The organism is Amycolatopsis sp. NPDC004625 (assembly GCF_040609695.1).
GTDB lineage: Bacteria > Actinomycetota > Actinomycetes > Mycobacteriales > Pseudonocardiaceae > Amycolatopsis.
In genome coordinates this window covers 71,847-91,512 of record NZ_JBEXKX010000036.1, presented here as the reverse complement: position 1 = coordinate 91,512, position 19,666 = coordinate 71,847, and the positions used below count along the sequence as shown (strand labels likewise).

Sequence of the window (19,666 nt, the reverse complement as noted above, 5' to 3'; positions counted from 1 at the left end):
CGCGCGGACCGGCCCGGCGTCCCGTCGGCGCCGGGCCGGCCCGCTGTCCCGCCCGGCCGGTCAGGGCGGCCGGGCGGGACGGTGGCGGCCGGCGGGACGGGCTCCCGCCGGTGCCGTGGTGGAGACCGGGCCGGACGGCGGCTGCGCGGCACCGCCCGGCCCGGAGCCGGTTACTGCACCGCCGGGTAGGCGTTCTGGACCAGTTCCTCGAACTGGGTCTCGAACCACTTGCCCGACAGCGGGGCGTTCGGCAGCGCGCCGGTCAGGTTGCCGCCGTTGGCCTGCTGGCTGCCGTGGAACGTCGGGTCGCACATCGGGTCCGCGCCCTTGCCCTCGTCGTTCGGGATCTGGGTGCTCGCGCCGTCGGACTCACCCGGCGGCTTGATCCAGACGTAGGCGTCGAAGTGCGCGGCCGGCGAGGCCGTCGGGCGCAGTCCCAGCCCGGCGCCGCTCTGGTTGCACCAGTTGCCGCGGTGCAGCCGCCGGTCGATCCGGCCCGAGTTCACGTAGGTGTCCACTGTGGACCCCGAGGCCCCGCTGGGCCGGGCCGAACCGCCCCAGCCGTTGCGCGAGGTGTCGATCAGCATGCCGATGCCGCTGGGCAGGCCGGCCGAGACGAACGCGTTGTACATCGCGGTGGCGAACGGCACCTCGGCGAAGTACGGGTTGTACTGGTAGAACGTGGACGACTTCAGCGGCTGGCCACCGACGTTGAGGTTCGGGTCCGGCAGGTTCGGCTCGGTCAGCGGCGTGTAGTTGGCCGTGTCGCTGATGAAGCCGTCGATGCTGTTCACGCCGGCCGTGGTGCCCTGCAGCGTCTGCTTGACCAGGTTGACGAACGGCTGGAAGTTGCTGTCCCAGCCCAGCCACGCCGAGTGCGCGATGTCCAGGTAGTTGTAGACGTTGGAGATCGCGTGCAGCTTGTTCAGCGCGTACTGGATGCCCTGCGTGTACACCCCGCTGGACTGCGCTTCCGCGCAGGTCGCCATCGAGGTGTTGGTGACGAGGTTGGGCAGCGAGTCCGGCTCGACGATCGCCACGATCCGCAGCGGCGCGTACTTCGGGTCGGCCATGATCGAGGCGATCGGGTCGATGTACTCGCTCTTGTAGCGGGCCAGGCCGTTCTGGGCGGCCTTCAGCTCACCGTTGGACGCCAGCGCCGCGCAGTCGCGGTTGGGCAGGTCGTAGACGACGATCTGGATGGTCACCGGCGTGCCGCCACCGGCCTGGGACAGCGCCGCGTCGAGGTGCCCGCGCAGGCCCCGCGAGTCCGTGGTGCCGGCGATCGCCGCGATCCGGTCCAGCCAGACCGCGGTCGAGGTGTTGGCCACCTTGGCCATCTGGGCACCCAGGGTGCCGCCCTTGGCCGCGGCCGCCGCGCTCACCTCGCCCGACCAGTCCGGGTTCACGTACCCCTTGGCCCCGGCGTACGGGTTCTCCACGTGGGTTCCCGGCTGCGGCGTCGTGGTGACCGTCGTCGGGGTGGTGGGCGTGGTCGGGGTCGTCGGCGTGGTCGGGGTGGTGGGGGTCGTCGGCGTGGTCGGCGTCGTCGTGGTCGTGCCGCCCGGGGTGCCGTCGCAGTGGGCGCCGTTGAGCGAGAACGACGTCGGGACGGCGTTCGTGCCCGAGTACGAGCCGTTGAAGCCGAAGCTGGCCGTGGCGTTCGTGCCCAGGTTCCCGCCCCACGACGGGTTCTTCGCGCTCACGTGCTTGCCGCTCTGGCTGAACGTGGCGCTCCAGCCCTGCTGCACCTGCTGGTTGCCGGCGAAGTCCCATTCGACGTTCCAGGACGAGACGGAGTCGCCCAGGTTGGTCACGGCGATGTTGGCGGTGAAGCCGGTGTCCCACTGGTTGACCGTGTAGGTGACCTTGCAGCCGGTGGCGGCGCCCGCCGGACTGCCCCCGGCCACCAGCAAGCCGGCGGTCATCGCCGCCGCGGTCACCGAGGACGCCACGGCGAACCGTGACTTCCTCTTCGCGGACCAGAATTCACTCTTCATCGAGTGCGCTCCTTTGTTGTTCGGTGGGGTGGGTCAGGTGGTGCAGGCGGTCGCGCCGACGGCGAAGCCGCCCGGTGCGCCGGTCGAGGGGCCGGTGGACTGGACGCCGATCGACACCGACACGCCGCCGGCCAGGTCGGGTGCCCAGGTGGGCGCCTTCGCCGTCGCCTGCTGCCCGGTCTGCGAGACCGTGGCGTTCCAGCCGCCGGTGATCTGCGTGCCGGCCGGCACGGTCCAGCCGAGCGCCCAGTTCTTCAGCGCGGACGATCCGGTGTTCTTCAGGGTCACGGTGGCGATGAACCCGCCCTGCCACGTGTTGTCGACGTGGTAGGTGACCGCGCAGCTCGCCGCGGGCGGCGGCGGGTCGCCGGGGCCGCCACCGGAGCCCACGGGCGGGATCAGGTACGGCTGCAGGATCGCCTGCTTGGTCTGGTTGACCGTGGTCCAGTCGTCGTTGAGGATGCCGCCGGTGTCGCCGGAGTTCGGGTTCCACGACCAGTACGTGAAGCTCATCCCGGACGTTCCGCTGCCGGCGTACTTCATCAGTTCCTGCAGCCAGACCTTGTCGCGCGGGTCGGCGAGCGTGGAGCCGAACTCGCCGAGCAGCACCGGTGCGATGTTCTGCTTCTGCAGGTAGCCGAAGAAGTGGTCCCACAGCGCGGGCAGGTTCGCCGGGAACGCCGGGTCGGAGAACCACGTCTGGGCGAACACCGACGTCGCGTACTCGTGCGCCGAGTACACCAGCTTGTCCGGTTTGGACAGTCGCACCGGGAACTGCTTCGCCCCGGAGAGGTTGCCGCCCCACCAGCCGCACTGCGGGTCACCGGTGCCGCTGACGCAGTCGACGCCCTCGACCACGATCAGCCAGTCCGGGTTCGCCGCCAGCACGGCGTTGCCGGCCCGTTCGGCGGCGAGCCGCCAGTCGGTCGCGGTGTCGCCGCAGCCCCAGCACGCTCCCCCGCCGCCCTGGATGGAGTGCGGTTCGTTGTGCAGGTCCGCCCCGATCACCGTGGGGTTGCCCTTGTAGTGCTGGGCCAGCATCGTCCAGTCGGAGATCCACCGGCTTTCGGAGTACGCGCTGGTGTACCAGAGCGGGGACTGCGCGCCGGAGTCCGGCCGGTGCCGGTCCAGCAGCACGCGCATGCCCTTGACGCCGGCGTAGGCGACGATCTTGTCCAGCACCTGCAGCCCGGTCAGGCCCTGCAGGTCCGGGTTCTGCACCTGGTCGATGCTGACCGGCTTCGAACCGCTGTCGAACAGCTGGTTCGAGTACGGCAGCCGCAGCGTGTTGTACCCGAGCCCGGCCATCTGGTCGAGCATGTCCTTGTAGTTGCGGCTCCACAGCCCGTGCGGCGAGTAGTTGGCGGTCTCGGCGCCGAACCAGTTGATCCCGGTCATCCGGACCGGCGCGCCGGTCGAGTCGACCAGCTGGGATCCGCTGGCGTGCCAGAACCCGGTGCCGGTGCCGGCCGCCGCGGTGGTCCGAAGCGCCGCGGCGGCCGGGGACGCCGTGAGAACGGCGCCCCCGACCAGTGCGGCGACCACCAGTGAAAGCAGTCGCTTCATCAAGTGCCTCTCAGCCGAACAGGGCGACGTGCGCGGCGAACGCCGTGGCGATCTCCGACTGGGCCCAGAACCGGTGGTAGGTGAACGTCGGCGCGGCGCCACCGTCCAGGTAGGCCTGGACCTTCGGCCACTGCGGGTCGCTCTTGTAGAACGAACGGATCGACAGGAACGTGGAGTTCGCGTTGATCGGGTCGCCGTTCGGCATCGTGCCGGTCCAGCCCGGGGGCACGTACAGCCCCTGGTCCGTCGTGGCGTTGTAGGTGTCGTCGAACCGGTTGTAGTCCGTCCGGGTCTCCGGCACCGCGATGCCCTTGCTGTCGGCGTTCGCCGTCAGCGCGTTGAGCAGCTGCTCGCCGACCGTCTTCGCCTGGGCGTTGCTCGATCCCGACGCGTAGTACAGCAGCGTCTTGGCCAGCGAAGCCGCGACACCCACGTCCTGGCTGAAGTTCTTCACCGAGACGTGCAGGCCGGTGTTCGCGCCCGGGCTGGTGGCGTTCCAGGTGTCCGGCGCGCCGCTCCAGGTCAGGTCGGACGGGATCTGGAAGCTCCCGCCGGCGCCGACCGTGGTGTTCGCGATGGCCCACGGGACCCACTTGTCGAGGATCTTCTTCGCCCGGGCGTCACCGGTCGCCTGGTAGTACTCGGCGATCCGCTCCATGCCCCAGGTCTGGAAGCCGAACCACTGGTTGCTCGGCGGGTCGTGCCAGACCGGCTGGTAGTCGTAGAACATCCCGTAGAAGGTCGGCGTGCCCGCGGGCGGGGTGCCGTACTGGCCGTCCCAGCTGTTGGTCGCACCGCCGGCGAGACCGCCTTCGGAGGACTGCAGCCACTGCAGGAACTCCATCTGCCGGCCGAGGCTGGTCGCCCAGTCCTGCGCACCGGTCGCCGAGGTCACCTTCAGGCCCGGGTCGGTGGACAGCGCGTACGCGGCCAGCGGGTTCTGGTAACCCTGGTGCGCCGCGCCGTCGCCGATCCGCCACGCCCAGGCGCTGGACGAGTCCATCGAACCGCCCCAGGCGTAGTACCACGAGATCAGGTAGTGCTCGCTGTCCTTGCCGGTGCCGGCCGCACAGCTCGACGCCCCGACGCAGTTGCCGATCTTCTTGAAGTACTTGTCGAACAGCGAGTACCGGAGGTAGTCGCCCATCTTCGACGCCTTCTTCACCACGGCCGAGACGTCGGCGCTCTTGCCCTGCGCGCCGGCCCACTTCTCGGCCTGGAAGGCCACCTGCACGGCGCGGGCGTCCGCGTCGGGCGCGTCGGTGTACTTCCACTGCTTGGCGTAGGACGAGTCGCCGGTGAACAGGTCGAGGTACCCGTTCTTGCCGCCGAACTTCAGCAGGTCGCAGCTGGGCTGGGTGACCGTCTCCCAGACCGATTCCTGCGAGCCGCGCTGGAAGGTGTTGATGAACGCCGGCGCGGTGTTCGTGCCGTCCTCGCAGTGCCCGAACTTGTAGATGTTGTCCACGTCGAGCAGCCAGTGCATGCCGTAGACGTCCGCGGAACCGTAGGCCGCCTTGAGCTCGGCCGCGATCGGGTCGCTGCCGACCGACACGCCGGACTGCAGCTGCGACGGGTACGACTTCGGGCTCGGGTACTCGGCCGCGTAGGTGGCGGGCTTGCTCGCGTTGTAGCCGCTGTTGCCCGGCTGGTCCGCCGCCGACGGGATCGCGTACGTCTCGATCGACGTCCACGCCTGGTTGAACGGGGCCCAGTCACCGGTCACCCGGCCGTACGCCGCTTCGAGCCAGAGGTAGTAGCTGAACGCCTCCGACGTCGTCTCGTGGCCGTGGTCCGGCGCCTCGACGATCAGCGTCTCGATCGAGTGGTAGGGCACCAGGATGTTCCCGAACTTGCGGAAGTAGCCGTTGTTCGGGTCCTTGATCTTGTTGTACTGCGTGAGGAACGCGAGCTGGTAGTCCGAAGTGGACGACGAGATCTCGTTGACCGTCACGGTGGCCGCGGTGTAGCCGCTGCTGCTCGCGGTGAAGGTCGCGCTGCCCAGGTCTCCCCCGTTGTCGGCGCTGGTGACCGTCACGTTCTGCGGGACGTTCCAGTTCGCCGCGGTGAAGGTGAGGCTCGCCGGGCTCGCGGTGAGGTCGGTGCTGCCGGCCGTGCGCGCGACGGCGACGGCGACCGACCCCGTCGGCGCGCCGGCCAGGGAGACCGCGAACGTCGTCGTGCCGCCCTGCTTGACCTGCGCGGTCGCCGGGCTGGCGACGATCGTCGGGCCGGAGAGCACCTTCACGCTGACCGGGCTGGAGGTCGTGCTCGCGCCCTTGTTGTCGTAGGCCTTCGCGGTGACCGAGTAGGTGCCGGCCGGGACGTTGCCCCAGCTGCCCTCGAACGGCGCGGCCGTGTCGGTGGCCAGCAGCGTGTCGCCGGCGTAGAACTCGACCTTGCTCACCGTGCCGTCGCTGTCGGCGGCCGTGGCGGCCAGCGGGATCGTCGCCGGGGCGTAGTACGTGCCGGTTGAACTCGGTGCGGTCAGGGTGACCGTCGGCGCCTTGTTGGCGCCGGTGCACGCGGTGCCGTTCACCGAGAAGTCGGTGGGCGGCCGGTTGGCCGAGCCCTTCGTGCCGTTGAAGCCGAACGACGTGCTGGCCCCGGTGCCGAGGTGGCCGTTGTAGGACATGTTCGTCGCGGTCACCGCGGCGCCGGACTGGGCGAACGTGGCGCTCCAGCCCTGCTGGACCTTCTGGCCGTCGAGGAAGGTCCAGCCGACCTTCCAGCTGTCGAAGGGGGCTCCGTCGTTGCGCAGCGAGACGTTGGCGGTGAACCCGGTGTCCCAGTCGTTGGTGGTGTAGGTGACGGAACAGGCGATGTCGGCGCCGAGCGCCGGTGGTGGGGCGACCACCGCGCCCGTGATCGCCAGCACGGCCGAGGCCAGTGCCAGCGCACGGGCGCGCTTTCGGGGAGAGGAACGCATGGCTGCGGAACTCCTTTGTCCGTAGGGAGCCAGCGATCTGGGAGCGCTTCCAGGCGCAGACGGTAGCCAGCCGGAAACCTGGATGTAAAGAATCGAGTCAGAAGGACACCGCGGGCCCGGACGTCACACCTGCGCGCCGGGCGAACGCCGGCCCGCTGAACGCTCCTGAACAGCCCCCACCGATCGTCGTCTTGTCACCCGATCGGCGTAGCGCAGCGGTGACGCTGCGTTCAGTGAAACGTTATTTAGCGCCAAACGTGTACACCTGAGTGCAGAGGCTCCCACCGAGCGGGCAACGTCGACTTGCCGAGCACACCGGGAGTTGATCGCGGCCGGGCGCGCCGGCACGCACCCAGGTGGCCGACACGCGTGTCCGGATGGCCGACACGCGCACCCCGGCGGTCGACCCGGGGGCGGTCAGCTCGAGGCGCGGACCGCCAGGGAGACCGGGAGGACGTGCTGGCGGGGCTTGAGGTCCTGGTCGTCGAGCAGCCGCAGCAGGATCTCGACCATCGCGTGCACCTGCTCGCGCGGGTCCTGGTGGACCGACGTCAGGGGCGGGTCCATGGCCGGGGCCAGGGTGGCGTTGTCGTCGAAGCTGACCACCGCGACGTCGTCCGGGATGCGGCGGCCCGCCGCGTCGAGGGTGCGCAGGGCACCCACCGCCATCATGTCGCTGGCGACGAACACCGCGTCGACGTCCGGGTGCCTGGCCAGCAGCGCGGACATCGCGTTCGCCCCGCCGGCCAGCGTGAAGTCGGCCTCTTCGGCCAGGTCGGCGGGGTCGAGCCCGGCGTCGAGCAGGGTCTTGCGCCAGCCGGCCAGCCGGTCGATCGGGGCGCTCTGGTCCTGCGGGCCGGCGATCGTGGCGATCCGCCGCCGCCCGGCCGCGACCAGGTGCTGGACCGCCAGCCGGGCGCCGCCCTCGTTGTCGAAGTCGACGACGTGCACGCCGCGCCGGATGCCGGCCGCCTGCCCGCCGAACACGATCGGGATGCGCAGCAGCCGCAGCGCCTTGGGCAGCGGGTCGGCGCGGTGCGGCGCGAAGACGAGCGCGCCGTCGACGTGGCCGCCCTCGAGGAAGCGCACGGTCTTGCTCAGGTCCTCGCGCGTGTCGCTGAAGATCAGCACCATCTGGCGGCCGACGTCGGCGAGCTCGCGGTAGCCGGCCCGCATGACCGCGGTGCGGTAGGGGTCGTCGAGCAGCCGGGCCTCCGGCTCGGACAGCACCACGGCGATCGCGCCGGTGCGGCGCGTGACCAGCGACCGCGCCGCCTGGTTCGGGGAATAGCCCAGGTCACGGGCCGCGGCGAGCACCTTCTCGCGCGCCGCCGCACTGACGTACGCGTCGTCGTTCAGCGCCCGCGACGCCGTCGACCGCGAAACGCCGGCGAACGCCGCGACGTCCTCCAGTGTCGGCCGTTCTTCATCCCCTGCTCGAGGCCCCACGGCACCGCCCTCGCTCACCCACTACCACCCGGACCGCCTCAGCTTAACGTTCACGCAAGCGGACGTCCGGGAGCGCTCCTCGCAGGAAACACTCCGGTTACGACCTCTTGACACCGGTGAACGCCCCCAGCAGACTCTGCCACACCTGGGAGCGCTCCCAGATCGGCTCCCAGCAGTGAGAGCGCTCATTCCCGTCAACAAGGTGGTTGGACACGTGAGAACGATCCGGAACGGCCTGGTCCTGGCACTGGGCATCACGATGACGGCGCTCGGCGCCACGGCCTGCAACGGGGGCGGTGGTGACCAGCAGACCCCGGCCGCGGCGGCGCCGAACGAGCACGTCGAACTGACGCTGTCGACGTTCAACGAATTCGGCTACGAGGGCCTCATCCCGGAATACGAGCGACTGCACCCCAACATCAAGATCACCCCCCGCAAGGTCGGTCAGGGTGGGCCCTACCACCAGGACCTCATCACCAAGCTGGCCGCGGGTTCCGGACTCGCCGACGTCGCGGCGGTCGAAGAGGGGCACCTCTCCGACGTGCTCGACAAGGGCTCGAAGTTCAACGACCTGAGCAAGATCGGCCCCGCCGACGCCTCCCCCGACCGCTGGCTGAGCTGGAAGTACGACGCCGCCAAGACCAAGGACGGCAAGGTCATCGGCTACGGCACCGACATCGGCCCGCTGGCCATGTGCTACCGCAAGGACCTGTTCAAGGCCGCCGGCCTGCCGGACGACCCCGAGGCCGTCAAGCCGCTGTTCGCCACCTGGGACAGCTACTTCTCCGCCGGGGCCGACTACGTGAAGAAGACCGGCGGCAAGGCCTGGTTCGACTCGGCCGCGCAGAACTTCAACGCCATGGTCAACCAGCTGCCCGAGGGCTACATCGGCACCGACGACAAGCTCGCCGTCGAGTCCAACCAGGGCATCAAGGACGCCTGGACCAAGGTCACCGACGCGGTCGCCAAGGGCGAGTCGGCCAAGCTCACCGCGTTCAGCAACGAGTGGAACACCGGCTTCAAGCAGGGCGCGTTCGCCACGAAGGTGTGCCCGGCGTGGATGCTCGGCGTGATCAAGGAGCAGGCCGGCCCGGAGAACGCGAACAAGTGGGCCGTCACCGCGGCCTTCCCGGGCGGCGGCGGCAACTGGGGCGGCTCGTACCTGACCGTGCCGACGCAGTCGAAGCACCCGAAGGAGGCCGCCGAGCTGGCCGCCTGGCTCACCGCCCCGGAGCAGCAGATCAAGGCGTTCCAGGCCAAGGGCACCTTCCCCAGCCAGGTCAAGGCGCTGTCGGACCCGGCCCTGCTGAGCTACACCGACGCCTACTTCGGCGGCGTGAAGGCCGGCGAGCTGTTCGCCGAGCAGGCCAAGAAGGTCCAGAAGCCGCAGTACAAGGGCCCGGGCGACGGCCAGATCCAGGAGAACGCGTCCAGCCCGGCGCTGCAGGCGGTCGAGCAGGGCAAGTCGGCGGCGGACGGCTGGAACCAGATGGTCGACGCCGCGAAGAAGATCACGCGCTGAGCCGATGACCGTCCTCGACAAGGTCGCGCCAGAAGGGAGTAAGGCCGGGGAGCGCGTGTCTCCCCGGCCCACCTTCCGTCACCGGCTGAGCCGGTGGGACGTCAAGGTCTCGCCGTACCTGTACGTCGCACCGTTCTTCATCGTGTTCGGGATCGTCGGCCTGTTCCCGCTGCTCTACACCGCGTACGTCTCGCTGTTCAAGTGGAAGGCCGGGAGCGACGACCCCGACTTCATCGGGCTCGACAACTTCAAGGAGCTCTTCGCCGACGCGCAGTTCTGGAACGCGCTGACCAACACGATCAGCATCTTCCTGCTCTCCAGCGTCCCGCAGATCATCATCGCGGTCCTGCTGGCGGCGCTGCTCGGAGCCCGGCTGCGCGGCGCGACGGGCTGGCGGGTGGGCATCCTGCTGCCGTACGCGGCCAGCCTCGTCGCCATCGGCATCATCTTCGCCAACCTCTTCGGCCCGAAGTACGGGCTGATCAACGGCGTGCTGCAGACCATCGGGCTGGACCCGGTCGACTGGCAGGCCAGCCGCTTCGGCAGCCACGTCGCCATCGCGATCATGGTCAACTGGCGCTGGACCGGCTACAACGCCCTGATCGTGCTGGCGGCCATGCAGGCGATCCCCAAGGAACTGCACGAGGCGGCGCTGATCGACGGGGCCGGCACGTGGCGCCGGTTCTTCAACGTCACGCTGCCGCTGCTGCGCCCGACGCTGATCTTCGTCACCATCACCTCGACGATCGGCGGCCTGCAGATCTTCACCGAGCCCAAGCTGTTCGACGCCATGCCGGGGTCGAACAACGGCGGTTCGAGCAACCAGTTCCAGACCGTGACGCTGTACCTGTACCAATCGGCGTTCGAGAACTACAACCTGGGCTACGCCTCGGCGATCGCCTGGGTGCTGTTCCTGATCATCGTGCTCATCGCGCTGGTGAACTTCTTCCTCACCGGCCGGCTCGCCCGTACTCCGGCGGTGAAGAAGAAATGACAACCCTGCAGACCGGGCTGCGCCAGCGCGTCGCCACGCTCGGCAAGCCGCGCAAGGCGACCTACGTCGTGCTGGCGATCTTCGTGCTCGGCTCGCTGTTCCCGTTCTACTGGTCGTTCCTGGTGGCCAGCCGCGACAGCGGGATGCTCAGCGAGCGCATCCCGCCCTTCCTGCCCGGCGGCAACTTCTTCGCGAACGCCCAGCGGGTGTTCGACACGGTGCCGTTCTGGAAGGCGCTGGGCAACAGCGTCATCGTGTCCGGCACGGTCACGCTGACCACGGTGCTGTTCTCGTCGCTGGCCGGGTTCGCCTTCGCCAAGCTCCGCTTCCGGGGCCGCAACGGGCTGTTCGTGTTCATCGTCGTCACGCTCGCCGTGCCGACCCAGCTCGGCATCATCCCGTTGTTCATCGCGATGTCGGAACTGGGCTGGGCCGGTCACCTCGAGTCGGTGATCGTGCCCAACCTGGTCACCGCGTTCGGCGTGTTCTGGATGCGGCAGTACACAGTGGACGCTCTGCCGTACGAGCTCATCGAGGCCGCGCGCGTCGACGGCTGCAGCATGATCCGGATCTTCTGGAACGTCTGCCTGCCCGCCGTGCGCCCGGCCGCGGCGATCCTCGCGATGTTCACGTTCATGATGTCGTGGAACGACTTCCTGTGGCCGCTCGTCGTGCTGGACGCCGGCAACCCCACCGTCCAGGTGGCCCTGGAGAAGCTGCAGAGCGGCTACTACGTCGATTATTCGCTCGTCCTGGCCGGCACGACCCTGGCCACCATCCCCATCCTCATCGTCTTCGTCCTCCTCGGCCGCCAGATCGTGGCCGGGATCATGCAAGGTGCCGTGAAAGGGTGAACATGTCCGTAGAACCCGACAGCGTTCGGGCGACCGAGTTCCGGGAAGACGCCGCGCTGATGTTCCCGCCCGGCTTCGTCTGGGGTGCCGCGACCGCGGCGTTCCAGGTCGAAGGGGCCACGACGGCCGACGGGCGCACCGACTCGGTCTGGGACGTCTTCGCCCGCCGTCCGGGTGCGGTCCGGGGCGGCGACAACGGCGAACCGGCGGCCGACCACTACCGGCGCTACTCCGAAGACGTCGGCCTGATGCGCCGGCTCGGCCTCGGGGCCTACCGCTTCTCGCTGGCCTGGCCGCGGGTGCGGCCGGACGGCGGCGGGGCCAACGCCGCCGGGCTCGCCTTCTACGACCGGCTCGTCGACTGCCTGCTCGAGTCCGGGGTCCAGCCGTGGGCCACGCTCTACCACTGGGACCTGCCGCAGACGCTGGAGGAGCAGGGCGGCTGGACGAACCGGGACACCGCGTACCGGTTCGCCGAGTACGCCGAGACCGTCCTGGAGTGCCTGGGCGACCGGGTCGCCAGCTGGTCGACGCTCAACGAGCCGTGGTGCGCGGCCATGCTCGGCTACGCGGGCGGCATCCACGCCCCCGGCCGCACCGACCACCCGGCCGCCGTCGCCGCCACCCACCACCTGCTGCTGGGCCACGGGCTGGCGATGGACATCATCCGGCGGCACGCCCCGGGCACCCCGGCCGGCATCACGCTGAACCTGTACCCGGTGGCCCCGCACGACCCGGCGAACGTGGCCGACGTCGCCGCGGCCCGGCGGATCGACGGCCTGCAGAACCGGCTGTTCCTCGACCCGGTGCTGCGCGGCGGCTACCCCGACGACCTGGTCGCCGACCTCGAGCCGTTCGGGTTCGGCGACGTGGTGCGCGACGAGGACGCCGCCGTCATCGCCGCCCACGTCGACTGGCTCGGCGTGAACTACTACCGCGACTACCGCGTCGCGGGCCGCCCGGTGCCGGGCAGCGAGCCGGCGGGCCCGGAGTGGGTCGGCGCCGCCGACGTGCACTTCGTCCCGGACCCGGCGGCGCCGCGCACCGACTCCGGCTGGGAGGTCCAGCCGGCCGGGCTGACCGAGTCGCTGCTGCAGGTGCACCGCGGCTACCGGCCGGTGCCGCTGTACATCACGGAGAACGGCGCGGCCTACCCCGACGTCGTCGGCGACGGCGGTGACATCGTCGACACCGACCGCGTCGCGTTCCTGGACTCGCACCTGCGGGCCTGCCACGACGCCATCCAGGCCGGGGTCGACCTGCGCGGTTACTTCTACTGGTCGCTGCTGGACAACTTCGAGTGGGCCGAGGGCTACGCGAAGCGGTTCGGGCTGGTCCACGTCGACTACGAGACCCAGCGGCGGACGCCGAAGCAGAGTGCGCACTGGTACTCCCGGGTGATCGGCCTCAACGGCCTGGGCTGAGGGGGAAGTTCGTGGCGGGCACCGGCGCGGGTGCCCGCCACGGCCGCCCGGGGGGTGCATTCCGGAACCGCCGTTGCCAGACTGGCCGGTATGGGACTGCGCAGCGAAGCTTGGTTCGACAACCCCGGCAACCCCGGGATGACCGCGCTCTACCTCGAGCGGTACCTGAACTGGGGCCTGACGCGGGAGGAGCTGCAGTCCGGCAAACCGGTCATCGGGATCGCCCAGACCGGCTCCGACCTCACCCCGTGCAACCGCCACCACCTGCAGCTGGCCGACCGGACCCGGGAGGGCATCCGCGAGGCGGGCGGGATCGCGATCGAGTTCCCGGTGCACCCGATCCAGGAGACGGGCAAGCGCCCGACCGCGGCCCTGGACCGCAACCTCGCCTACCTCGGCCTGGTCGAAACCCTCTACGGCTACCCGATCGACGGCGTCGTGCTCACCACCGGCTGCGACAAGACGACCCCGGCGTGCCTGATGGCCGCCGCGACCGTCGACATCCCGGCCATCGTGCTCTCCGGCGGCCCGATGCTCAACGGCTGGTACAACGGCGAGCGCACCGGGTCCGGCACCATCGTGTGGAAGGCGCGGGAACTGCTCGCCGCCGGTGAGATCGACGCCGCCGGGTTCATGGAGCTCGTCGCGTCGTCCGCGCCGTCGCCGGGGCACTGCAACACGATGGGCACGGCGTCCACGATGAACGCGCTCGCCGAAGCCCTCGGGATGAGCCTGCCCGGCTGCGCGGCCATCCCGGCGCCGCACCGCGACCGGGCGCGGACGGCCTACCGGACCGGGCTGCGGATCGTCGAGATGGTCCGCGAAGACCTCAAGCCGTCGGACATCCTGACGCGCGAAGCGTTCGAGAACGCCATCGTGGTGAGCTCGGCGATCGGCGGCTCGACCAACGCCCCCATCCACGTCGGCGCCATCGCCCGGCACATCGGCGTCGACCTGCCCCTGGCCGACTGGCAGCGGCTCGGCCACGCCGTCCCGCTGCTGGTCGACCTGCAGCCCGCGGGCAAGTACCTGGGCGAGGAGTTCCACCGGGCCGGCGGCGTCCCGGCCGTGGTGCACGAGCTGATGCGGCACGGCCTGATCCACGAAGACGCGCGCACGGTCAACGGCCGCACCCTCGGCGACAACTGCCGCACCGCCGAAGCCGGCGACCGGGACGTCATCCGCACGTTCGACACCGCCCTCACCGCCGACGCCGGCTTCCTGGTGCTGACGGGCAACCTCTTCGACGCCGCGATCATGAAGTCCAGCGTGATCTCGCCCGAGTTCCGGCAGCGGTACCTGGCGGGCGGGGTCTACGAAGGCACCGCGGTCGTGTTCGACGGCCCCGAGGACTACCACGCCCGCATCGACGACCCGGACCTCGGCGTCGACGAGCACACCCTGCTGGTGATGCGCGGCACCGGCCCGCTCGGCTACCCCGGCTCCGCGGAGGTGGTGAACATGCGGCCGCCGGCGGAGCTGATCAAACGGGGCGTGCACGAGCTGCCCTGCCTCGGCGACGGCCGCCAGTCGGGCACCTCCGGGTCGCCGTCGATCCTCAACGCCTCCCCCGAAGCGGCCGCGGGCGGCGGGCTCGCCGTGCTGCGCACCGGCGACCGCGTCCGGATCGACCTGCGGGCCGGCACCGCCGACGTCCTGCTCCCGGACGACGAGCTGGCCCGGCGGCACCAGGAGCTGGCCGACGCCGGCGGCTACCCGGTACCCGAGTCCCAGACGCCGTGGCAGGAGATCCAGCGGTCGATGGTCGACCAGCTCTGCGACGGCATGGTGCTGCGCCCGGCGGTGGCCTACCAGCGGATCGCGGCGACCAAGGGGATTCCGCGCGACAACCATTGAGGTTGCCGCTTCGGAAGCGCGGAAAACGGGTATCCAGCCCGGTAGCCGAGGCGAGGAGGCCCCCCATGCTCCCGGATCGTGAACGCCACGCCCTGCGTGAAATCGAGGCGGAGCTCAAAGCGAGCGATCCCGCGTTCGCGGCGGCCTTCAGCGGCCGCACCCTCCGCTCGCCGAGGCGGTGGAACCTCCTCCTGGTGCTCTGCGACGTCACGGCGGCGGTGATGCTCGTGGTCGGCCTCTTCGCCAGGGACGCCGCACTCGTGCTCTGGGGCACGGTGAGCGCGGGTGCGCTGGTGGCCTGGCACATCGCCCGCGCCGAGTCGGTCCGCGAGTCCACTGAGGACGGTGCGGCGACGGCCGGCTCGGCCTGACCCGGCCCCCGGCGACGGCCGCCCGGGCCGGGCACGTTTACCCGCACCACGGACGGGGAATCTCCCGGCCCATGCCGGATTCCCGCGGTGCCGAGCCGCCGGACACCACCGATCTGGACCGCCTGCGGTCGGCGGCGTCCGGCTGTACCGGCTGCCCCCTGTACCAGGACGCCACGCAGACCGTGTTCGGCGAAGGAGCGGCCGGGGCGAAGGTCCTCGTCGTCGGCGAGCAGCCGGGTGACAAGGAGGACCTCGCGGGCGAGCCGTTCGTCGGGCCTGCCGGGAAGCTCCTGGACCGCGCCTTCGAGGAAGCCGGGTTCGACCGGCAGTCGCTGTACGTCACCAACGCGGTCAAGCACTTCAAGTTCAAGCGCGAAGGGAAGCGCCGGATCCACCGGAAGCCGGGGCGCACGGAAGTGGTCGCGTGCCGGCCGTGGCTGCTGGCCGAGGTGCGCGCGGTCCGGCCGGACCTGGTGCTGCTGCTGGGCGCGACGGCCGCGCAGTCGTTGCTGGGCCCGAAGTTCCGGCTCACCGCCCACCGCGGGGAGCCGCTGGAGGCGCCGGACCTGATGTCGCCCGCGGTGGCGACCGTCCACCCGTCGGCGGTGCTGCGGGCCCCGGACCGCGACGACGCCTACGCGGCCTTCGTCGCCGATCTGAAGGCCGCGGGCAAGCTGCTCGAGTGAGCGCCGGTGGCGCCCTCAGGATGCCTTCAGCGCCTTCTCCAGCTGCGCCCGCGTCATCTTCGAACGCCCCTTCACGCCCTGTTCGCGGGCCAGCTTGTCGAGGTCCGCTTTGGACAGTCCGGCCAGCTCCGGCTTCTTCGCGGCCTTCTTCTTCGGTTCCTTGCCGCCGCCCTTGCGGTTCTTGACGCTGCGCGACAGCGCCTCGAACAGGTCGACGACCTCGGCGGAGGGCTCCGGCTCCTCCTCGTGGGCGATCTCCTTGCCCGCTTCCTTCGCCTTGATCAGCTTTTCGACGCGCTTCGAATACTCGTCGCGGTAGTCCTCGGGCTTCCAGGGCGCGGTCATCTCGTCGACCAGCGCGAGCGCCATGTCGAGCTCCTTCGGCCGCGGCTTCGGCAGCTCCGGCAGCTTGCCCATGACGTCCTTCGGCTTCCGCAGGTCCGCGACGAAGTGCAACGTGTTGAGCACCATGACGCCTTCGCCGGCGCGGACGGCGGCGAGGTACTCCTTGCCGCGCAGCACGAACTTCGCGACGCCGGCCTTCTCGCTGCGGTCCATCGCCCGCAGCAGCAGGCCGTACGCCTTGGCGAAGTCCTCCTTCGCCGGCTTGAGCCAGTACGTCTTGTCGAAGAACCACGGGTCGATCTCGTCGAGCCCGACGAACTGCTCGATGTCGATCCGGCGGGACCGCTCGGGCGCGATCTCGTCCAGCTCGTCCGGTTCGACGAGCACGTGGTCGCCGCCGCCGAGGTCGTAGCCCTTGACGATCTCGTCCCGGGCGACCTCTTCGCCGGTGCGCTCGTTGACGCGGCGGTTGCGGATCCGGTCCGACGTCCCGCGTTCGAACTGGTGGAAGTGGATCGTGTGGTCCGCCACCGCCGGGTACAGCTCCACCGGCACGGTGACCAGTCCCAGGCTCAGCGCGCCGCTCCACACCGGTCGGGCCATGTCGTCCTCCCCGGTCCGCGTCAGGCGACGTCGCTGGCGCGGGTGCCGGTGCGGTGCAGCCCCAGCATCTCCAGCAGCCGCGCGCAGTCCTCGGGGTCCTTGGCCCGCGCGGCCACGGTCCTGGCCGCCTTGCGCCGCAGCCGAGCCTGGTCGGGCGAGTCCCCGCCGTCGAGCAGGAGGTCCGCCACCGGCCGCAGATCGTTGCGCTTGTCTCGCATGTTCGCTCCCCTCCGGCACTTCCGGTGATCCGTTCGCGGGCGGGTTACCCCGGATCACCGCACGCGACACAGGAGTCACCGATCGGGCCACCCGAGACGGCCGACACTAGGCCGAACGAGTGAATTCGCCGAGGCCCCGGCCCCGACGCGGGCAAGGTGGTGAGACCCACGTCACACAGGAGGCCGGATGGGCACCCAGCTCCGCATCAGCCGCGAGGACGGGTCACTGCCCTGCGAGGTGTGCGGGTTCCCGACGATGCACGTGGCCAAGGTCGTCGCCGACGACGGCACCGTGCTCGGCCGCACCCTGGTCTGCACGACGTGCCAGCGCAGCAAGCACCACGCGGAACCGCCCGCCGCCGGGTCGGGGGCGCCACCGGACGAAGTGGCCGCCGGCTAGCCAGTTCACGACTTCGTCGTCGCCACCGCCGTCACGAACTCCGCCGCCACCTCGTGGAGCTTCCGGTTGCCGTCCTGAGAGCGCTTCACCAGGCGCTGGAACGCCTCCTCCGCCGTGATCCGGTGCGCGGCCATCAGGATGCCCTTGGCCTGGTCGATCACCGCCCGCGTCTCCAGGGCCCGGTTGAGCTGGTCGACCAGCTCGCGGGCCGCGAAGTAGCGCCGGGCGCTGCGCAGGCCGATCACCACGGTCGCGGTGTACAGCTCGAGGATCTTGGTGCCCAGCTCGCTGAACCCGTGCTCGCCGAAGCCGAACAGGTTCACCGCGCCCGACATGTCCTCGTCCACCGTCAGCGGCGCGGCGAGGAAGCTGGCCACGCCGAGCTGTTCGGCGGCGGACACGAACTGCGGCCACAGGTCCCCCACCGCGCCGACGCCGACCCGGACCGGCTGGCCGGTCTCGGCCGCGCGCAGGCACGGGCCGTCCCCGATCCGGTACTGCTCGCGGTCGAAGTTCACCGCCCGCTGGTCGGTGCTGGCCACCGTCTCCGGCACCCCGTCGCGCACCAGGGTGATGCTCGCCATGTCGGCCCCCGGCACCACCTGCACGGCGTGGTCGCACACCGCCTGCAGCATCTGGCCGAGATCGAGTTCGCTGTCCAGCATCGCGGTCAGCGACTCCATCGCGAGCGTGACTTCGTCCAGCCGTGCGGTGAGCCGCTCATCGCCGCCCGTCATCGTGGTGACGCCCCTTCTTCTTTCTCAGGGCGCTCTAGACCAGGGAGGACCCGGGCGCGCGCCACTAGTGGGCCGCTAGCGCTTTAACGGGTCCAGCGCGAGATTACTGCATCCCGGGGAGTCCGGGCACGAGCGGTCACCGCCGTGGCGCGGCACGCGCCCGTTCGGAGCAACGACGGTTGCGAGCCCTGCACGCGCAGCTAGGCTCGGGAAACGGTTCAACCAGCAGCCGCCTCGAGCTCCCCGGAGCGCGGCGCCGCGGGCCCGCGCCGTACCAGGACGGTGGCGAACCGCCATGAACCTCCCCCGAGCCCGGCAGCCGGGCCTACGGCTGCGTACGACGTGGCCGGCCCCGCATGCGGTGCTGATCACCGCGCGCGGCGCCCTCGACAGCGTGACGGCAGGCGACCTGGCCTCGCTGCTCTCCGACCGCCTGTGGGCGACGCCGGAGCGGCTGGCCGTCGATCTGTCCGAAGTGGACTTCCTCGGCGTGGCGGGCGTCGCGGTGCTCCTGCACGCCGCGCTCCAGGCGGCCAACGGCGGGACCGAGCTGCTCGTCGTGACCGGGCCGAACCCGGTCGTCCGGCGGGCGCTGCGGGTGACCGGGGCGGACCGGCGGCTCGCGGTGGCCGAACGCCGGCCCGCCCCCGCGCCGGCGTGACGTCCGGCGGTGCGGTCCTAGCCGCGCAAAGCGGGGAGCAGCTCCTTCTCCGCGAAGTCGAGGAAGCCGTCCTGCTGGTCACCACCGATCTGGACCAGCGCGACGTCGGTGAAACCGGCCTCGGCGAACTCGCGCACCGCTTCGGCGATCGGCTCGGGGTCCGGGCCGCACGGGATGGACCCGGCGACGTCGTCCTCGCGGACGAACTGCGTCGCCCCGGCGAACCCGGCCGGCCCCGGCAGCTCGGCGTTGACCTTCCAGCCGCCGGCGAACCAGCGGAACTGCTCGTGCGCGCGCCCGACCGCGGCATCCTTGTCGGTGCCCCACGACACCGGCAGCTGCCCGACCTTGCGGGTCGGCGGCCCGAGCCGGGTCGCGTCCCACTTCTGGGACAGCTCCTTCTTCGGCTCGACCGCGATCATCAGGTCGGCGACCGGGGCGAACCGCTCGATCGACTGCGAGCCGGACACCGCGACCCCGATCGGCACCCGCGTCTCCGGCAGGTCCCACAGCTTCGCCGAGTCGACGCGGAAGTGCTTGCCCTCGTAGTCGAAGTACCCGCCGTCGAACAGGCCGCCGATGATCTGGACGGCCTCGGCGAGCATGTCGTGCCGGACGTTGGCCGGCGGCCAGCCGCGGCCGACGACGTGCTCGTTGAGGTTCTCCCCGGCGCCGAGCCCCAGGGTGAACCGGCCGCCCGAGAGCGCCTGGACGGTCGCCGCCTTCTGCGCCACCACCGCCGGGTGGTAGCGCATGGTCGGGCAGGTCACGTAGGTCATCAGCTCGGCACGCTCGGTCACCTGCGTCACCGCGCCCAGGACGCTCCACGCGTACGGTGCGTGGCCCTGCTCGGCCAGCCACGGCGAGTAGTGGTCGCTCATCACCTCGAAGTCGAAGCCGGCCTGTTCCGCTCCGGCGGCGTACCGGACCAGGTCGTTCGGGCCGGCCTGCTCGGTCATCAGGGTGTAGCCGATCCGCATCGGCGCCTCCTTCCGTCGGCCCCCCGCGTACCCGGGCACCGCGGTGGGTAACCACGTTTACCCCGTGACC

At 70.7% G+C, this 19,666-nt stretch carries 17 protein-coding genes; 9 read left to right on the top strand and 8 right to left on the bottom strand.

What is annotated here, in order from left to right:
* Positions 1–170: 170 nt before the first annotated feature.
* The 4 genes from ABZW17_RS33175 to ABZW17_RS33160 all read right to left on the bottom strand — a co-directional run bounded on the left by ABZW17_RS33175 (position 171) and on the right by ABZW17_RS33160 (position 7,908).
* Entirely contained in the window at positions 171–2,000 is a 1,830-nt protein-coding gene (locus ABZW17_RS33175; protein WP_354823007.1) for a glycoside hydrolase family 6 protein, read from the bottom strand.
* A gap of 33 nt (positions 2,001–2,033) precedes the next feature.
* On the bottom strand, positions 2,034–3,566 hold the full coding sequence (locus tag ABZW17_RS33170; protein ID WP_354823005.1) for a cellulase family glycosylhydrolase: 1,533 nt from the start codon (positions 3,564–3,566) through the stop codon (positions 2,034–2,036).
* 10 nt (positions 3,567–3,576) lie between these two features.
* Positions 3,577–6,495: a glycoside hydrolase family 48 protein gene (locus tag ABZW17_RS33165; protein WP_354823003.1), complete on the bottom strand. Its 2,919-nt coding sequence runs from the start codon at positions 6,493–6,495 to the stop codon at positions 3,577–3,579.
* Between the two features lie 417 nt (positions 6,496–6,912).
* Positions 6,913–7,908, bottom strand: coding sequence for a LacI family DNA-binding transcriptional regulator (locus tag ABZW17_RS33160; protein WP_354823041.1), 996 nt, complete (start codon positions 7,906–7,908; stop codon positions 6,913–6,915).
* A 250-nt stretch (positions 7,909–8,158) separates the two neighbouring features.
* Here ABZW17_RS33160 and ABZW17_RS33155 point away from each other — a divergent pair, with 250 nt between their 5' ends.
* The 7 genes from ABZW17_RS33155 (at position 8,159) to ABZW17_RS33125 (ending at position 15,652) form a co-directional block, all read left to right on the top strand.
* Positions 8,159–9,466, top strand: a complete 1,308-nt coding sequence (locus ABZW17_RS33155) for an extracellular solute-binding protein (RefSeq protein ID WP_354823001.1) — start codon at positions 8,159–8,161, stop codon at positions 9,464–9,466.
* 4 nt (positions 9,467–9,470) lie between these two features.
* Entirely contained in the window at positions 9,471–10,460 is a 990-nt protein-coding gene (locus ABZW17_RS33150) for a sugar ABC transporter permease (RefSeq protein ID WP_354822999.1), read from the top strand.
* Positions 10,457–11,314, top strand: coding sequence for a carbohydrate ABC transporter permease (locus ABZW17_RS33145; protein ID WP_354822997.1), 858 nt, complete (start codon positions 10,457–10,459; stop codon positions 11,312–11,314). Before ABZW17_RS33150 ends, ABZW17_RS33145 begins: the two co-directional genes overlap by 4 nt.
* Positions 11,315–11,316: 2 nt before the next feature.
* On the top strand, positions 11,317–12,738 hold the full coding sequence (locus ABZW17_RS33140; protein ID WP_354822995.1) for a GH1 family beta-glucosidase: 1,422 nt from the start codon (positions 11,317–11,319) through the stop codon (positions 12,736–12,738).
* Between the two features lie 90 nt (positions 12,739–12,828).
* Complete coding sequence (locus ABZW17_RS33135) at positions 12,829–14,595, top strand: IlvD/Edd family dehydratase (protein WP_354822993.1); 1,767 nt, start codon at positions 12,829–12,831, stop codon at positions 14,593–14,595.
* A gap of 65 nt (positions 14,596–14,660) precedes the next feature.
* Entirely contained in the window at positions 14,661–14,966 is a 306-nt protein-coding gene (locus ABZW17_RS33130; RefSeq protein WP_354822991.1) for a DUF3040 domain-containing protein, read from the top strand.
* A 71-nt stretch (positions 14,967–15,037) separates the two neighbouring features.
* Positions 15,038–15,652, top strand: a complete 615-nt coding sequence (locus ABZW17_RS33125; protein ID WP_354822989.1) for a UdgX family uracil-DNA binding protein — start codon at positions 15,038–15,040, stop codon at positions 15,650–15,652.
* Between the two features lie 15 nt (positions 15,653–15,667).
* Here the strand turns inward: ABZW17_RS33125 and ABZW17_RS33120 are convergent, their stop codons facing one another.
* A complete protein-coding gene (locus ABZW17_RS33120) occupies positions 15,668–16,600 on the bottom strand; it encodes a Ku protein (protein WP_354822987.1) in 933 nt (310 codons plus the stop codon).
* A 20-nt stretch (positions 16,601–16,620) separates the two neighbouring features.
* On the bottom strand, positions 16,621–16,818 hold the full coding sequence (locus tag ABZW17_RS33115; protein ID WP_354822985.1) for a hypothetical protein: 198 nt from the start codon (positions 16,816–16,818) through the stop codon (positions 16,621–16,623).
* A gap of 187 nt (positions 16,819–17,005) precedes the next feature.
* Between ABZW17_RS33115 and ABZW17_RS33110 the strand changes: the two genes are divergently transcribed.
* Entirely contained in the window at positions 17,006–17,218 is a 213-nt protein-coding gene (locus ABZW17_RS33110) for a hypothetical protein (protein ID WP_354822983.1), read from the top strand.
* A gap of 5 nt (positions 17,219–17,223) precedes the next feature.
* Here the strand turns inward: ABZW17_RS33110 and ABZW17_RS33105 are convergent, their stop codons facing one another.
* Positions 17,224–17,955 carry a GAF and ANTAR domain-containing protein gene (locus ABZW17_RS33105; RefSeq protein WP_354822981.1) on the bottom strand — a complete coding sequence of 244 codons (732 nt, stop codon included), beginning with the start codon at positions 17,953–17,955 and terminating at the stop codon, positions 17,224–17,226.
* Between the two features lie 295 nt (positions 17,956–18,250).
* Here ABZW17_RS33105 and ABZW17_RS33100 point away from each other — a divergent pair, with 295 nt between their 5' ends.
* Positions 18,251–18,616: an STAS domain-containing protein gene (locus tag ABZW17_RS33100; protein WP_354822979.1), complete on the top strand. Its 366-nt coding sequence runs from the start codon at positions 18,251–18,253 to the stop codon at positions 18,614–18,616.
* A gap of 17 nt (positions 18,617–18,633) precedes the next feature.
* On the opposite strand, the gene ABZW17_RS33095 is transcribed toward ABZW17_RS33100, so the two are convergent.
* Complete coding sequence (locus tag ABZW17_RS33095; protein WP_354822977.1) at positions 18,634–19,596, bottom strand: LLM class F420-dependent oxidoreductase; 963 nt, start codon at positions 19,594–19,596, stop codon at positions 18,634–18,636.
* Between the last annotated feature and the right edge of the window lie 70 nt (positions 19,597–19,666).

Excerpts from the sequence above, each read along its gene's own strand:
- ABZW17_RS33175 (WP_354823007.1), bottom strand. The coding sequence starts at position 2,000 with ATGAAGAGTGAATTCTGGTCCGCGAAGAGGAAGTCACGGTTCGCCGTG.
- ABZW17_RS33105 (WP_354822981.1), bottom strand. The coding sequence starts at position 17,955 with ATGACGGGCGGCGATGAGCGGCTCACCGCACGGCTGGACGAAGTCACG.
- ABZW17_RS33120 (WP_354822987.1), bottom strand. The coding sequence starts at position 16,600 with ATGGCCCGACCGGTGTGGAGCGGCGCGCTGAGCCTGGGACTGGTCACC.
- ABZW17_RS33135 (WP_354822993.1), top strand. The coding sequence starts at position 12,829 with ATGGGACTGCGCAGCGAAGCTTGGTTCGACAACCCCGGCAACCCCGGG.
- ABZW17_RS33165 (WP_354823003.1), bottom strand. The coding sequence starts at position 6,495 with ATGCGTTCCTCTCCCCGAAAGCGCGCCCGTGCGCTGGCACTGGCCTCG.
- ABZW17_RS33170 (WP_354823005.1), bottom strand. The coding sequence starts at position 3,566 with ATGAAGCGACTGCTTTCACTGGTGGTCGCCGCACTGGTCGGGGGCGCC.
- ABZW17_RS33140 (WP_354822995.1), top strand. The coding sequence starts at position 11,317 with ATGTCCGTAGAACCCGACAGCGTTCGGGCGACCGAGTTCCGGGAAGAC.
- ABZW17_RS33130 (WP_354822991.1), top strand. The coding sequence starts at position 14,661 with ATGCTCCCGGATCGTGAACGCCACGCCCTGCGTGAAATCGAGGCGGAG.
- ABZW17_RS33100 (WP_354822979.1), top strand. The coding sequence starts at position 18,251 with ATGAACCTCCCCCGAGCCCGGCAGCCGGGCCTACGGCTGCGTACGACG.
- ABZW17_RS33125 (WP_354822989.1), top strand. The coding sequence starts at position 15,038 with ATGCCGGATTCCCGCGGTGCCGAGCCGCCGGACACCACCGATCTGGAC.
- ABZW17_RS33115 (WP_354822985.1), bottom strand. The coding sequence starts at position 16,818 with ATGCGAGACAAGCGCAACGATCTGCGGCCGGTGGCGGACCTCCTGCTC.
- ABZW17_RS33110 (WP_354822983.1), top strand. The coding sequence starts at position 17,006 with ATGGGCACCCAGCTCCGCATCAGCCGCGAGGACGGGTCACTGCCCTGC.
- ABZW17_RS33150 (WP_354822999.1), top strand. The coding sequence starts at position 9,471 with ATGACCGTCCTCGACAAGGTCGCGCCAGAAGGGAGTAAGGCCGGGGAG.
- ABZW17_RS33145 (WP_354822997.1), top strand. The coding sequence starts at position 10,457 with ATGACAACCCTGCAGACCGGGCTGCGCCAGCGCGTCGCCACGCTCGGC.
- ABZW17_RS33095 (WP_354822977.1), bottom strand. The coding sequence starts at position 19,596 with ATGCGGATCGGCTACACCCTGATGACCGAGCAGGCCGGCCCGAACGAC.